General features: G+C 71.7%; 9 protein-coding genes. 6 read left to right on the plus strand and 3 right to left on the minus strand.

Features of this window, described 5'->3' with window-relative positions; all coding sequences use genetic code 11:
- Window positions 1-34: 34 nt before the first annotated feature.
- The 3 genes from ACFVSL_RS07695 (at window position 35) to ACFVSL_RS07705 (ending at window position 2,296) form a co-directional block, all read left to right on the plus strand.
- Window positions 35-349: a hypothetical protein gene (locus ACFVSL_RS07695; protein WP_386939898.1), complete on the plus strand. Its 315-nt coding sequence runs from the start codon at window positions 35-37 to the stop codon at window positions 347-349.
- A gap of 178 nt (window positions 350-527) precedes the next feature.
- Window positions 528-1,136, plus strand: coding sequence for an FABP family protein (locus tag ACFVSL_RS07700; protein WP_386939900.1), 609 nt, complete (start codon window positions 528-530; stop codon window positions 1,134-1,136).
- On the plus strand, window positions 1,136-2,296 hold the full coding sequence (locus tag ACFVSL_RS07705; protein ID WP_386939901.1) for a YgfZ/GcvT domain-containing protein: 1,161 nt from the start codon (window positions 1,136-1,138) through the stop codon (window positions 2,294-2,296). The genes ACFVSL_RS07700 and ACFVSL_RS07705 overlap by 1 nt, the downstream gene beginning before the upstream one ends.
- A gap of 186 nt (window positions 2,297-2,482) precedes the next feature.
- On the opposite strand, the gene ACFVSL_RS07710 is transcribed toward ACFVSL_RS07705, so the two are convergent.
- Both ACFVSL_RS07710 and ACFVSL_RS07715 read right to left on the minus strand, forming a co-directional pair.
- Entirely contained in the window at window positions 2,483-8,578 is a 6,096-nt protein-coding gene (locus ACFVSL_RS07710) for a ThuA domain-containing protein (RefSeq protein WP_386939903.1), read from the minus strand.
- A 228-nt stretch (window positions 8,579-8,806) separates the two neighbouring features.
- Window positions 8,807-9,664, minus strand: a complete 858-nt coding sequence (locus ACFVSL_RS07715) for a class I SAM-dependent methyltransferase (RefSeq protein ID WP_386939905.1) — start codon at window positions 9,662-9,664, stop codon at window positions 8,807-8,809.
- A 101-nt stretch (window positions 9,665-9,765) separates the two neighbouring features.
- Between ACFVSL_RS07715 and ACFVSL_RS07720 the strand changes: the two genes are divergently transcribed.
- Window positions 9,766-10,512, plus strand: a complete 747-nt coding sequence (locus ACFVSL_RS07720) for a phosphoglyceromutase (protein ID WP_386939907.1) — start codon at window positions 9,766-9,768, stop codon at window positions 10,510-10,512.
- 94 nt (window positions 10,513-10,606) lie between these two features.
- On the opposite strand, the gene phoU is transcribed toward ACFVSL_RS07720, so the two are convergent.
- Window positions 10,607-11,266 carry a phosphate signaling complex protein PhoU gene (phoU, locus tag ACFVSL_RS07725; RefSeq protein WP_386939909.1) on the minus strand — a complete coding sequence of 220 codons (660 nt, stop codon included), beginning with the start codon at window positions 11,264-11,266 and terminating at the stop codon, window positions 10,607-10,609.
- A gap of 184 nt (window positions 11,267-11,450) precedes the next feature.
- On the opposite strand from phoU, the gene ACFVSL_RS07730 reads away from it, so the two are divergent.
- Window positions 11,451-12,683, plus strand: coding sequence for a sensor histidine kinase (locus ACFVSL_RS07730; RefSeq protein WP_386939910.1), 1,233 nt, complete (start codon window positions 11,451-11,453; stop codon window positions 12,681-12,683).
- On the plus strand, window positions 12,680-13,360 hold the full coding sequence (locus ACFVSL_RS07735) for a winged helix-turn-helix domain-containing protein (protein WP_386939912.1): 681 nt from the start codon (window positions 12,680-12,682) through the stop codon (window positions 13,358-13,360). The genes ACFVSL_RS07730 and ACFVSL_RS07735 overlap by 4 nt, the downstream gene beginning before the upstream one ends.
- The last annotated feature ends 68 nt before the right edge of the window (window positions 13,361-13,428 follow it).

Genomic DNA, 13,428 nt, shown 5'->3' on the forward strand with positions numbered 1-13,428 from the left:
GGCCGCCGCCGTCCCGCGACACGAACGGGGAGACATGGTCGAGCAGTCCGGGACGCGCTTCGGGTGGGCGAGCGTGATGCTCATCTGGGCGGTCGCGATCGCGGGGTGCGCGATCGTCGGCGGCCTCGCGCTCGCGGGGCAGAGCGACTGGTTCGGGGATGACTCGTGGCTCGGCCTCTACGGGGCGCTCGGCGTCGTGCTCGCCGCCGCCGTGATCGGCACCCTCGTCGTGCAGCTGGCCACCAGGCGCCCCGAGGGCTTCGTCGGGCGCGTCTCGGCGTCGATCGGCGGCGCCGTCGTCGTGGTCGCGCTCGCCGCGCTGCTGCTCGCCCCGTTCGCGGCGGCCTGACGCGGGGCCCGAGCCGCGCGGGCAGCGGATAGACTCGCAGTATGTCTGAGCTGCTCGCCCTCGAACTCCTCTTCATCGGCCTGCTCGGCCTCGCGAGCCTCGCGATCGCGTGGGTCAGCGGGGTCGTGGTCTACAAGCTCTTCAAGGGTCAGCGCTAGGCGCTGGTGAAGACGTGGCGATGATCGAGCTGCCCGTCGACCTCCCGGCCGAGCTCGTCCCGCTCTCCTGGCTCCTCGGCGTCTGGGAGGGCTCGGGGGTGATCGACTACGCGGTCGGCGACGAATCGGTCACGCGCGAGTTCGGGCAGCGGCTGAGCTTCAGCCACGACGGGCTGCCCCACCTGAACTACACGTCGTACACCTGGCTGTTCCCCGCCGAGGAGGGCGGCGACCCCACTCCGCTCGCGACCGAGACCGGCTACTGGCGCCTCGCCCGCGAGCAGGGCGACGGCGACCCGGGTCCCGCGCTGCTGCCCGCGGTCGGCGAACCGCGATTCCCCGACGCCGAGGCGGTCGAGGCGCTGCGCAACGACGACGGCGGCTTCGACCTCGAGGTGTCGATCGTGCACCCCGGCGGGGTGAGCGAGCTCTACCTCGGCCAGGTGAAGGGGCCGCGCATCGACCTCGCGACCGACGCCGTCATGCGCGCGGCCGGCGCGAAGCCGTACTCGGCGGCCACCCGGCTCTACGGGCTCGTCGAAGGCCACCTGCTCTGGGCCTGGGACATCGCCGCCCTCGGACAGGACCTCCGCACCCACGCCTCGGCGCGCCTCGGCAAGGTCGACTGATGACCGGATCGCCGTTCCTGGTGCTCGACGGCGCGGTGCCGTCGGAGTCGTCGCCGTCGGTGGCCGGCCACTACGGCAACCCGATGGTCGAGCAGCGCCTGCTCGAGCGCGGCGAGGCGATCGTCGACCTCTCCGACCGCGGCGTCGTCACCGTGACCGGGCCCGACCGGCTGAGCTGGCTGCACTCCATGGCGAGCCAGTCGTTCGACCGCCTCGCGCCCGGTGAGGGCATCGAGGCGCTGCTCCTCGACGCGGCCGGGCACATCGAGCACGCCGTGCACGCGGTCGACGACGGCGAGACCGTCTGGCTCGTCGTCGAGGGCGACGAGGCCGCGCCGCTCGCGGCCTGGCTCGACCGCATGCGGTTCATGCTGCGGGTCGAGGTCGCCGACCGCACGGCCGAGTCGGCCGTCCTCGCGGCGATGTCGACGGCGGCGCTCGACGCGGCCGTCGCCGCGTACGCGCCCGCCGGGGTCGCGCTCGACTGGGTCGACCCGTGGGCGACCGGGCCCCGGCCCGGCGGACACCAGTACGCCGACGCGGCCGGCCACCCGGCATCCGCCTGGCGTCTCGTCGAGCGCATCGTGCCGCGACCGGCCCTCGCCGACGCCGCCGGGGCGGTCTCCGCCGGCCGCGTCGCCGTCGCCGGAGCGCTCGCGCTCGACGCACTGCGCATCGCCGCCTGGCGCCCGCGCCTCGCGAGCGAGGTCGACGAGAAGACGATCCCGCACGAGCTCGACTGGCTGCGCAGCGCCGTCGACCTCGGCAAGGGCTGCTACAAGGGCCAGGAGACGGTCGCGAAGGTGCTGAACCTCGGACGGCCGCCGCGCCGGCTCGTGCTGCTGCACCTCGACGGCAGCGACACCGTGCTTCCCGCTCCCGGCGACGAGGTCGTCGGCGAGAAGGTGCGCCCCGAACCCGCCGACGGCGAGGCGCCCGAGCGCAGGGTCGTGGGGCGCGTGACGTCGAGCGCGATGCACCACGAGCTCGGGCCGATCGCGCTCGCCGTGGTGAAGCGCGCCGTACCGGCCGAGCTGCCGCTGATCGTGCTGAGCCACGGCATCGACATCGCCGCAGCGCAGGTCGAGATCGTGCCGGCGGGGGCCGGCGCCGCCGTCGAGGTGCCGCGCCTGCCGCGTCTCGGCGTTCGCAAGCCCTAGCCCGGCCGCGCGAGCCCGGGCGGCCGAGGACGGGCCAGCCCGTCGCCGCCGTCCGCTCCCGGTCCGTCGCGCCCGCGTGCGGGGCCTCGGCGCGGCCGGCGCAGGCCGCGGAGCATCCCCGCCGTACCTGCCCCGAGCGCGACGAAGCCCCGGAGCCGAGGGCCCCGGGGCATCGTCTGCCGACCGCTACTTGCAGTTCAGCTTCGCGAAGTTGACCTTGATCTCCTTCACGTGCTCGCGCTCGCCGTCGTGGTGGCGGACCGCGACCGTGATGCTGCCCTTCTTGAGCTTGGCCGTACCCGTGTCGAACAGGTGGTACACGGCCGAGCCCGAGGCCACATCGGCGATCTCGTGCGCGCCCCACGGGGTCGTGATGACGACCTCGGAGGCCACGTTGCCGGTGTTCGCGGCGTACACCGCGAGGTGAGCCGAGCCGGCGACGCACTGGGGCGCCGCGCTCGCCGTGACTCCGAGCTCGACGGGCAGCGGCTCGTCGATCGTGATCTCGGCGGTCTGGGCCTCCTCGGCGTTGCCCGCGACGTCGGTCGAGCGGTACTCGACCGTGTGCGCGCCCGCGCCCGTCACCGTGACCGGCTCGGCGTAGGCGACCCAGTCGCCGCCGTCGACCCGGACCTCGGTGCCGGCGACGCCCGAGGTGTCGTCGACCCCGGCGAGGGTGAACACCGCGCCGCGGACGATCTCCTCGACCGTGGCGGTCGTGACCGGCGCGACGGTGTCGAGCCGGACGCTCGCCGAGCGCTCCTCCTCGACGTTGCCCGCCTCGTCGGTCGAGCGGTAGCGCACCGTGGTCTCGCCCTCGTCGGTCACCTCGACCGGCTCGGTGTACGCGGCCCACGCGCCGTCGCCGATGGCGTACTCGGTCGACGCCACGCCGGTGCCGTCGCCGTCGCCCGCCTCGAGCGAGAAGCTCGGAGCGGTCGTGTACCAGCCCTCGGCGCCGTCGGGCTCGGCCGGGCTCCAGGCGAGCTCGGTCGTCGGCGCCGTGACGTCGACCTGCGGCACCTCGAGGTCGAACGAGTCGAACTCGACGACGACCGGTTCCTCCTGCTGCGGGCCGATGGCCATGAGGCCGATGCCCCGCAGCGGGCGGTCGAAGGCGATCGCCGCGCCGATCGACGTCCAGTTGACGCCGCCGTCGCTCACCTCGGCCGTGTAGCTCGACCCCGACTTCGTCACGCGCAGGTACCAGTACCCGCTCTCGGACGAGTTCGCGATGTCGAGGTTGCGGTTGCCGATCCCCGTCGCATCCTTCTCGCCTGCGAGCTCGGCCCTGAGGTCGAGCGCGCTGCCCGGGTTGTTGTAGGCGACGACGTCGGCCTTGACGTAGTTGTCGTCGTCGGCCCACATCAGCAGGCCGGCGAGCTGCCAGCGGTGCTTCAGGGGGGCCTTGAACTTCGTCGACGCCACCCAGTCGCCCTCGGGCGCCTTCGTGAGGATGAAGTTCCGCGGCGAGATCGGGTTGCTGCCGTTGATGTCGCCCGGCTGCGTCTCGATCTTCAGGTGGCCGTCGGCGACCTCGAGGTGGTTCGAGTCGTAGCGCACGCTCTGCGCCCAGCGGCAGCCGTCGAGCGACGTGCCGTCGAACGCATCGCTCGGCGCCACCGCCGCGCTCGCGCCGGAGTCGGGGCTGACGCGCAGCCAGTCGACCTTCGCGACCGTCGGGGTGCTGCCCAGGTCGCCCGCCGCCATCACGCCGAGGCGCGAGTTCGGCTTCTGCGAGAGCTGGCCGGCCAGTGCCGTCCAGTTCGTGCCGTCGGCCGAGTAGGCGCCCTTCAGCACGCTCCCGTCGCTCGTGAGCTTCAGGTGGATCGTGCTCGGGAAGTCGGCGGGAAGCGCCGGTGCCGCGGCGGTCGTGCGGGAGCCCGCCGTCTCGCTCTGGAACTCGATGAAGCGCCCGCCGCTCTGGTTGCGCACGAAGGCGAGCTTGTTGTACTCGTCGTCGCTGCCGTGGAGCACGAGGCCCGCCCACTGCCAGTGCGAGGTGTGCGCCAGGTCGATCTTCGTCGTCGCCTCCCACGCCCCGGCGGGGGTGGGCTTGCCGATGAAGCTGACCGGACCGGTCGACGCCTCGTTGATGTCGCCCGCCGTCACCGGGAGCGTCACCGCACCACCCGACTGCGTGACCGGCACCGCGCCGGAGCGGACCGTCCACGACGGTGCGAGCGCCGGGGCGTCGAACTCGTCGGAGAACGGTGCGCCGGTGCACATGAGCGGCTCGAGCGGCTTCTCGGGCTCGGGGCCCTTCGGGTCCGTGTCGATCGCGAACTCCGAGAAGTCGACGGCGCCCGCCGTGCCCGAGTGCGCGACCATGAACATGCCGACGTCCTGCGTGCCGGCGGCGTCCGCGAGGGTCACCGCACCGCCCACCTGCGTCCAGCTCGTGCCGTTCTTCGAGAAGTAGGCCGTGTACTCGGTACCCGAGCGCTTGAGCTTCACCCAGGTGGGGTAGCTCGTGGTGCCGCCGGCGACCGAGGTGTTGAGCTGGCCGTTGCCGTCGGGGTCCGCGAGGAACTCGACGCCGTTGCTCGGACGGATGCCGACCATCGCGTAGCCGGGCGAGCTGCCGGGCTGCGTGAGGTCGTTGCGCACGATGATGCCTGCCTTGGCCGACCCGTTCGTGTTCTGCTGGGCGTCGACCTTGACGACGGCCTCCCAGTCCTCGTCGCCGCCCGCCGGAGCGTACAGCGTCGAGTACTCGTCGGTGCCCTGCCAGGTGTTGTCGCCCGCACCGGTGATGCGGAACTTGCCCGAGCCGATGCGCTCGAAGAGCCCGTCGGCGTTCGTGAAGGGCACGAGGTCGCCGAACAGCTCGCCGACCTGCGAGAGCACGATGCGCGAGGTCTTCGACTTGCCCGCCGCGTTCGTCGCGACCGCGGTGAGCTCGTAGAGCCCCTCCTCGGGCGACGCCCACTCGGCCGTGTACGGCGCGTCGGTGTCGGTGCCGATCGACTCGCCGTCGACGAAGAACTCGACCGACTCGACCGAGCCGTCGGCGTTCAGCTCGTCGTTCGCCGCCGCTTCGACCGTGACGTCCTGCCCGGATTCGAGCTGCACGCCCTGCTCGGGCGAGGTGATCGCGACCTCGGGAGCCGCGGTCGGGGACGAGCCCCGGCCGATCGCCTCGAGGAAGTTCAGCTTCACCTCCCCGCCGCGGAACACGAGCACGAGGTTCATCGAGTCGCCCGAGAACGCGCTCACGTCCAGCGTGACATCCGCGAACCGGGTCGAACCGGTGGCCGGGACCGCTGCGGTCGCGAGCAGCTCGCCGTCGGCGGCGCCCTTGCGCAGCTCGATGCTCGAGCCCTCGGCGACCGCGGAGACCCGCAGCGCGAGACGGTCGATGCGGTGGAAGCTCACCGGGTCGTAGTTCACCCAGTCGCCGTCGCGTGCGACGACCATGCGGTCGCCCTCGGCGCCGCCGACGTCGCGGCTCGCGACGACCGAGACGCCGGGCGAGGAGGTGTCGAAGAACTCGGCCTGCTTCACCTTCGGGAACACGAGCGTCGTCGCCGAGCCCGTGAGGGGGTTCGCGCCGCCCTCGCCGCCGTGGTCGGTGTACCTGGCGTCGATCGCGAAGAAGATGTCCTCGTCGGGGGCGTGGCCGCCGAGGCTCGTCGGCGTGGTGCCGGTGAGCCCGCTGAGCGGCGTGAGCGGGTGCGCGTGGTCGTCGTGGCCGAGCGCCGGCTGGATGATGACCTCCGAGCCGTCGACCGTGCCGTCCTCGGGGTCGCTCACCTGGGAGGCCCAGTTGAGGTCGTCGCCGAAGTCGAAGAACGCGCCGTCCGGCGGCAGCGAGATGCCGACGCTCGGGCGGGTGTTGCCGACGGTGATCGGCGCGGTGGTCGTGCCGGTCTTGCCGTCGGGGTCGGTGACCGTCAGGCGGGCGTCGTAGACGCCGTCGGCCGCGTAGCTGTGGGTCGCCTGCGGGGTCGTCGCGTCCGTCGTGCCGTCGCCGTCGAAGTCCCACGCGTACTGGAGCGCGGCGTTCTCGGGGTCGGACGAACCCGAGCCGTCGAAGGCCACCGCGAGCGGAGCCTGGCCCGAGTCGCGGTCGATCGAGATCTTCGCGATCGGCGAGCGGGAGCCCTGGATGTAGTCGATCCGGTGCAGGCCCGAGTTCGGGTTGTCACGCCCGAAGCCGCCGCCCCAGTCGAGCACGTAGAGCGAGCCGTCGGGGCCGAAGCGCGAGTCGATCGGGGCGAGGAACTGCTCCTGCGGGAGGAACGCGTTCACCTTCTCGATCTGGTCGCCGGGGGCCGCGTCGCCGTCCGCGAGCTGGATGGAGTACATCTTGTTGCGCGCCCACTCGTAGAAGAAGGGCTTGCCGTCGTACGACGCCGGGAACTTCGTGTCGCTCACGAGCTCGGGGTCGTAGTCGTACACCGGGCCGCCCATCGGCGCGAGGCCGCCGCCCTGGGGGATGATGCCGGGCACCGAGGAGCGCTTGTAGCCGTAGGCCAGGTCGGCGCCGCGGGCTGCGGGGAGCTCGGTCAGGCCGGTGTTGCGGGGCGAGTCGTTGATCGGCGCGTCGCAGTCGAAGAAGTCGCCGACCGTGACGGGGCTCGTCGTGTAGTCGACGTCGCGGAACGGCTCGTTCTGGCCCATGCAGAGCGGCCAGCCGTAGTTGCCGGGGCTCGTGATGTAGTTCCACTCCGCGATGCCGGCGGGGCCGCGCGTCGTCGGGGCGTCCGTGCCGTTGTCGGGGGAGTAGTCGGCGAGGCTGATCGCACCGGTCGACTGGTCGACCGAGAAGCGGAAGGGGTTCCGGAAGCCCATGGCGTAGATCTCGGGCAGCGTCTTGTCATCCGCGTCGTCGGCCTCGGGGAACAGGTTCCCCTCGGGGATCGTGTAGCCGGGGCCGTCGGCCTTCGGCGTGATGCGCAGCAGCTTGCCGCGGAGGTCGTTCGTGTTCGCCGACGTCTCGCGGGCGTCGTGGAACGTGCCGGGCCGCGTCGAGAGCGGGGCGTAGCCGCCGGAGGGCTCGGAGTGCGGGTTCACGTCGTCGCCGACGCCGAGGTACAGGTTGCCCTGCGCGTCGAAGTCGAGTCCGCCGCCGGTGTGGCCGGGCTCGTCGGGCAGGCGCCGCGCGGGCACCTCGATGATGAGCTCCTCGGTCGCCGGGTCGATGACGCCGTTCTCCATGGTGAAGCGGGAGACGCGGCTGAAGAAGCTCGACGGGTCGGAGTTGTCGGGTGCGTCGGGGGAGCGGTACAGGTAGACCTGCCCGTTCTCGGTGAAGTCGGGGTCGAGGGCGATGCCGAGCAGGCCGTCCTCGCCGCCCGAGTACACGTCGAGCTCCAGGGCGGTCGTGACGGCGTTCGTCGCCGGATCCCAGACCCGCACCTGGCCGCGCACGAGCTCGGTGTAGAACACGCGGCCGTCCTCGGCGATGTCCATCGCGAAGGGCGCGGAGGTGTTCTCGTCGAGGGCGACCTTCTCGAAGTTGCTCCAGACGGTGCCGCCGCAGTCGCCGGCCTCGACGCCCGCGGCGTACTTCACGCCGCCGACGATGTGCTCCATGAGGTCGGGCTCCTCGAAGTGGGAGCCGAAGTGGCCCATCGCCGTCACCCAGGCGCGCCCGCCGTCGTACGGCTTGCACCACGAGATCGGGTGGTCGTAGCCCATGGCGTTGCTGCCCGGGGTGTAGGTCGACTCGTCCATCGAGGCGAGCACGTGCGCGGTGCCGCGGACGTTGTTCGAGAAGTTGTACCACTCGTCGGAGCGGTTCCAGCGGTCGGCCTCGAAGTGCTCGGTCGAGGGGTGCGTGTGGTCCTCGATGCGCACCGTGCCGGGCTGGCCCGGGTCGGTGCCCGTGGCGGCGTGGCCCGGCATGAGCGAGCCGACGAGCTCGTCCCACCAGGCGTAGTTGCCGCGCATGTCGGTGGCGTTGTGGATCGCGACGATGCCGCCGCCCGCCTGCTGGTAGCGCTCGAGCGCGGCCTTCTGGTCGGCGTTCCACGGGTCGCCCGAGGTCTGGAACATGATGACGGCGTCGTACTCGGCGAGCGCCTGGTCGTTGAAGACCGTGGAGTCCTCGGTGTGGGTGACCACCATGTCCTCGGCTTCGAGGGCCGCCGTGATCAGGGGCGTGCCCTTGTCGATCGCGTCGGTGTGCCGATACTGCGTGGTCTTGGTGAAGATCAGCACATGGGCGCCGTCATGCGCCTGCGCTGGTGTCGCGGTCGCGACGATGGCGCCGGCCGCGAGGATCGATGCCACCGCACCGGCGAGCAGCCGGGAGATGGCGGGGGGCAACTTCAACAGCATGAGACCTCCATTGGTTTCCAATGCTGGACACGTCTGAGATCACGACCGTGTGCGCGTCCGGTCCCGAACCTAGGGGAGACTTTTGCCGTTGGTCAAGCAAAAGATGTGACAACATCGACTTCTTAATGATCAGGACTGTTGAGTAATGTCTCCGCCTGCGCAGAATTCGGTGCTGCGGCCAAGGGCGGGCCGAGCGCGTCGGCCGGGCCGAGCGCCGGGCGATCAGGGAAGCGGAGCGACGGCCGACCAGGGCAGCGTGAGCTCCCCGAGGCGCGCGCGCCGAGGGCCCCCGATGATCGGCCAGCCCTCGTGACGCAGCGTCGCGACCGTCGCGATCCACCGCTGCGACGGCCCGTAGACGGCCATCGCCGCGTGCGTGCGCCAGGCCAGGTCGAGGTCGGCGAGCAGCCGGTGGATCCGTTCGCCGGGCACGTTGCGGTGGATGAGCGCCTTCGGCAGGCGCTCGGCGACGATCGAGGGCAGCTCGAGGCCCGAGCGGCGCAGGCTCACGGTGAAGGTCCGAGGCCCGGATGCCCCGAGCCCGACCCAGCTCGACACCCGGCCGAGTTCGTCGCAGGTGCCCTCGACGAGCAGCCCTCCGGGTGCGAGCCGGGAGCGCATGAGGGCCCACGCGTCGCCGACCTCGGCCTCGTCGTACTGGCGCAGCACGTTGAACGCCCGGATCACCGCCGGGCGGCGACCGGCGCCGACCGGCACCTCGAAGCCGCCGATCGCGAAGTCGACCCCGAGCGCTGCGCCGAAGTGGGTCTCACCGGCCCGCACCGCGGCCAGCTGCTCGCGCGCGACGCGCACGCGCTCGGGCTCGATCTCGAGGCCGAGTACCTCGACGTCGGGGCGCACCTGGGAGAGCCGCGAGGCGAGCTCGAGCGTCGTCACCCCGCTCGCGCCGTAGCCGAGGTCGACCACGAACGGGTCGTGCGCGTGCAGCAGCGCGGGGTGCGCGGCGATCCACCGGTCGACGCGACGCAGCCGGTTCGTGTTCGTGGTGCCGCGGGTGACGTTGCCCACGCGCTGTCCGGGCCGGAGGCGCCGGGGGTGGGGCGAGGCGTCCGGGGGCATGTCCCAAGTCTGGCAGCCCGGCGGTCGCGTTCGCGGCAGGCCGGGGGTCATCGGGCTTCACGCGGGCGGGGCCGAGGATGCCTCGCCGCTAGGCTGGTGGCATGCCTCACACCCTCGTGCTGCTCCGTCACGGCAACAGCGAATGGAACCAGAAGAACCTGTTCACCGGCTGGGTCGACGTCCGGCTCTCCGAGCTCGGCCGTACCGAGGCCGCCCGCGCGGGCGAGCTGCTCGCCGAGTCGGGGCTCCTGCCCGACGTGCTGCACACCTCGGTGCTGACCCGTGCGATCCAGACGGCGAACATCGCCCTCGAGGTCGCCGACCGCGCGTGGATCGACGTGCGTCGCAGCTGGCGCCTCAACGAGCGTCACTACGGCGCGCTGCAGGGGCTCGACAAGGCCGAGACGCTCGAGAAGTACGGCCCCGAGCAGTTCCAGCTGTGGCGCCGCTCGTTCGACGTGCCCCCGCCCGTGCTCGCCGACGACGCCGAGTGGTCGCAGGTCGGCGACCCGCGCTACGCCGGTCTCGCCGATGACGAGCTGCCCCGCACCGAGTGCCTGAAGGACGTCATCGCCCGCATGCTGCCGTACTGGCAGTCCGACATCGTCCCCGACCTCGCCGCGGGCAAGACGGTCCTCGTGACCGCGCACGGCAACTCGCTCCGGGCGCTCGTGAAGCACCTCGACGGCATCGGCGACGACGACATCGCCGAGCTCAACATCCCGACCGGCATCCCGCTCGTGTACGAGCTCGACGACGAGTTCCGCCCCGTCAAGCCGGGCGAGTACCTCGACCCCGAGGCGGCGGCGGCCGGCGCGGCGGCGGTGGCGGCGCAGGGCAAGAAGTAGCGCACGCACGACGCAGCGCACGCACGAAGAAGGGCGGATGCCGGTCGGCATCCGCCCTTCGTCGTACCCGTCGCGGCTCGCGACGGTGAGGCGCTCAGAGCGCGGACTTCTCGGGGTCCCAGTCGCCGGTCGCCAGGTACTGCACCTTCTTCGCGATCGAGACCGCGTGGTCGGCGAAGCGCTCGTGGTAGCGGCTCGCGAGGGTCGCGTCGACGGTGTCGACCGCCTCGCCCTTCCACTTCTCGCCGAGCACCTTGTCGAACACCGAGAGGTGCAGGGCGTCGACCTTGTCGTCCTCGTTGCGGATCTCCTCGGCGAGGTGCACGTCCTCGGTGCGGAGGAGCTCGACGAGCTTGCGGGCGATCTCGACGTCGAGCCGGCCCATCTCCGAGAAGGTCGGGCGCAGCGACTTCGGCACGACCTTGTCGGGGAAGCGGTAGCGGGCCAGCTGCGAGATGTGGGTCGACATGTCGCCCATGCGCTCGAGCGAGGCGCTGATGCGCAGCGCGCTGACCACGATGCGGAGGTCGCGGGCGACGGGCTGCTGCTTGGCGAGGATCGTGATCGCGAGCTCGTCGAGCTCGACGGCGGCCTGGTCGATCTTGTCGTCGTCGGCGATCACCTCCTCGGCGAGGCTCACGTCGGAATCGTTGAACGCCCGGGTCGCCTTGTCGATCGAAACGGCGACGAGGTCGGCGATCTCGACGAGTCGCTCCTGCACCTCGGCCAGCTCCTGCTGGAACACCTCACGCATGCTCGAATTTCCTTTGGCTCTCATCGTCCGCGCACAGCACGAACCCTCCGGGACGACCCGGCTCCGGGCCATCCTCCCGGCTGGAGGTGAACAACAGGTGCCGGGACGCTGAACACTCCCTAACGTAGCGCCGCACAGCGGGAAGACGGCGTTCGGGCGGTTGCCGCGTCGTTAGTCTGGTGCCATGGACTCCACCTGGGCAGTGCTCACCGCGCTCGCCTTCGGCGTCTTCCTCGGCGCCGCATTCATGGTCGTGCTGCACGTCGCGGAGCGGCGCGGCTCGAGCGCGGCGCGGGTCGTCGCGCCGACGATCCCCGACGGGGTCGACCAGGTGCTCGAGGTGCTCGAGTCCGCGGGCGTCGTGCTCGATCCGTCGAACAACGTGCTGCGCGCCTCGCCCGGCGCGCTCTCGATGGGGCTCGTGCGCCAGCAGGCGCTCGTGCACCCCGAGCTGCTCGAGCTCGTCGCCTCGGTGCGGCGCACGGGCGACCCCGTCGCCGACGAGCTGACGGTCGCCCGCTCGCCGCACGGCGACTCGCCGCTGCGCCTGCGGGTGCGCGTCGCGCGGCTGGGCACCCGCTTCGTGCTCCTCCTCGCGGAGGACCGCACCGAGTCGCACCGCCTCGACGAGGTGCGGCGCGACTTCGTCGCGAACATCAGCCACGAGCTGAAGACGCCGATCGCGAGCGTCAGCCTCCTCGCCGAGGCCCTCGACCAGGCGGCCGACGAGCCCGACCAGGTGCGCCGCTTCGCCGGCCGGCTCTCGGTCGAGGCGAGCCGGCTGGCGCACATCACGAGCGAGGTCATCGAGCTGTCGCGGCTGCAGGCGCGCGACGCGCTGCGGCCCGACGTGCTCGTCGACGTCGACGAGATCGTCGCAGCGGCCGTCGACCAGAACCGGGTGGTCGCCGGCGGCAAGCGCGTCGACATCGCCGTCAAGGCGGGCACGGGGGCGCAGGTCTACGGCGACCGTGCGCTCATGGTCGTCGCGGTGCACAACCTCGTGGCGAACGCCATCGCGTACTCGAACGAGGGCGGCCGGGTCGGCGTCGGCGTGAGGGTCGAGGGCGACGAGGTCGAGATCGCGGTCACCGACCAGGGCATCGGCATCGAGAGCGACGACCTCGATCGCGTCTTCGAGCGCTTCTACCGGGTCGACCAGGCCCGCTCGCGCAACACCGGCGGCTCGGGGCTCGGGCTCAGCATCGTGAAGCACACGGTGCAGAACCACGGCGGCGACGTACGCGTCTGGTCGCAGCCGGGCCGCGGCTCGACCTTCATGATCAAGCTCCCGCTCGCCGAGACGCCCATCGTCGCGGACTTGGCTGCCGACGACGCCGACGGGGCCGCTGCGGCCCGGCCCGGCGCACGACCCGCTGCGAAGCTCGCAGCATCCCAGCAAGGAGACCGTACGTGACCCGCATCCTGCTCGTCGAAGACGAGATCGCCCTCTCCGACCCGCTGAGCTTCCTGCTCGAACGCGAGGGCTACGAGATCGAGGTCGCCGCCGACGGCCCGTCGGCGATCGCCGCGTTCGATGGCGACGGCGCCGACCTGGTGCTGCTCGACCTCATGCTGCCGGGGCTCCCGGGCACGGAGGTCTGCCGTGAGATCCGCACGCGCTCGACGGTGCCGATCATCATGCTCACGGCGAAGGACTCCGAGATCGACATCGTCGTGGGGCTCGAGCTCGGGGCCGACGACTACGTCACGAAGCCGTACAAGACGCGCGAGCTGCTCGCCCGAATCCGGGCGGTGCTGCGCCGTCGCACCGAGATCGAGGACTTCGACGAGGCCGTGCTCGAGGGCGGGCGCGTCAAGATGGACGTCGACCGGCACACGGTCGAGGTCGACGGCGCCCCCGTGCCCATGCCGCTGAAGGAATTCGAGCTGCTCGAGCTGCTCATGCGCAACCCGGGACGCGTGCTCACCCGCGGTCAGCTGATCGACCGGGTGTGGGGCTCCGACTACTTCGGCGACACCAAGACGCTCGACGTGCACATCAAGCGCATCCGCTCGAAGATCGAGGTCGCGCCGTCCGAGCCGGTCCAGCTCGTCACGGTGCGCGGCCTCGGCTACCGCTTCGAGGCCTGAGGCCGGCGCCCGCGGGGCGAAGACAAGCGAAGAGCGGATGCCGCGTGGCATCCGCTCTTCGTCGTGTT

The organism is Agromyces sp. NPDC058064 (genome assembly GCF_042885275.1).
In the GTDB taxonomy this organism is placed as follows: Bacteria; Actinomycetota; Actinomycetes; order Actinomycetales; family Microbacteriaceae; genus Agromyces.

Coding starts and splice junctions, on each gene's coding strand:
- ACFVSL_RS07715 (WP_386939905.1), bottom strand. CDS start 9,664: ATGCCCCCGGACGCCTCGCCCCACCCCCGGCGCCTCCGGCCCGGACAG.
- ACFVSL_RS07700 (WP_386939900.1), top strand. CDS start 528: ATGATCGAGCTGCCCGTCGACCTCCCGGCCGAGCTCGTCCCGCTCTCC.
- ACFVSL_RS07695 (WP_386939898.1), top strand. CDS start 35: ATGGTCGAGCAGTCCGGGACGCGCTTCGGGTGGGCGAGCGTGATGCTC.
- ACFVSL_RS07720 (WP_386939907.1), top strand. CDS start 9,766: ATGCCTCACACCCTCGTGCTGCTCCGTCACGGCAACAGCGAATGGAAC.
- phoU (WP_386939909.1), bottom strand. CDS start 11,266: ATGCGTGAGGTGTTCCAGCAGGAGCTGGCCGAGGTGCAGGAGCGACTC.
- ACFVSL_RS07705 (WP_386939901.1), top strand. CDS start 1,136: ATGACCGGATCGCCGTTCCTGGTGCTCGACGGCGCGGTGCCGTCGGAG.
- ACFVSL_RS07730 (WP_386939910.1), top strand. CDS start 11,451: ATGGACTCCACCTGGGCAGTGCTCACCGCGCTCGCCTTCGGCGTCTTC.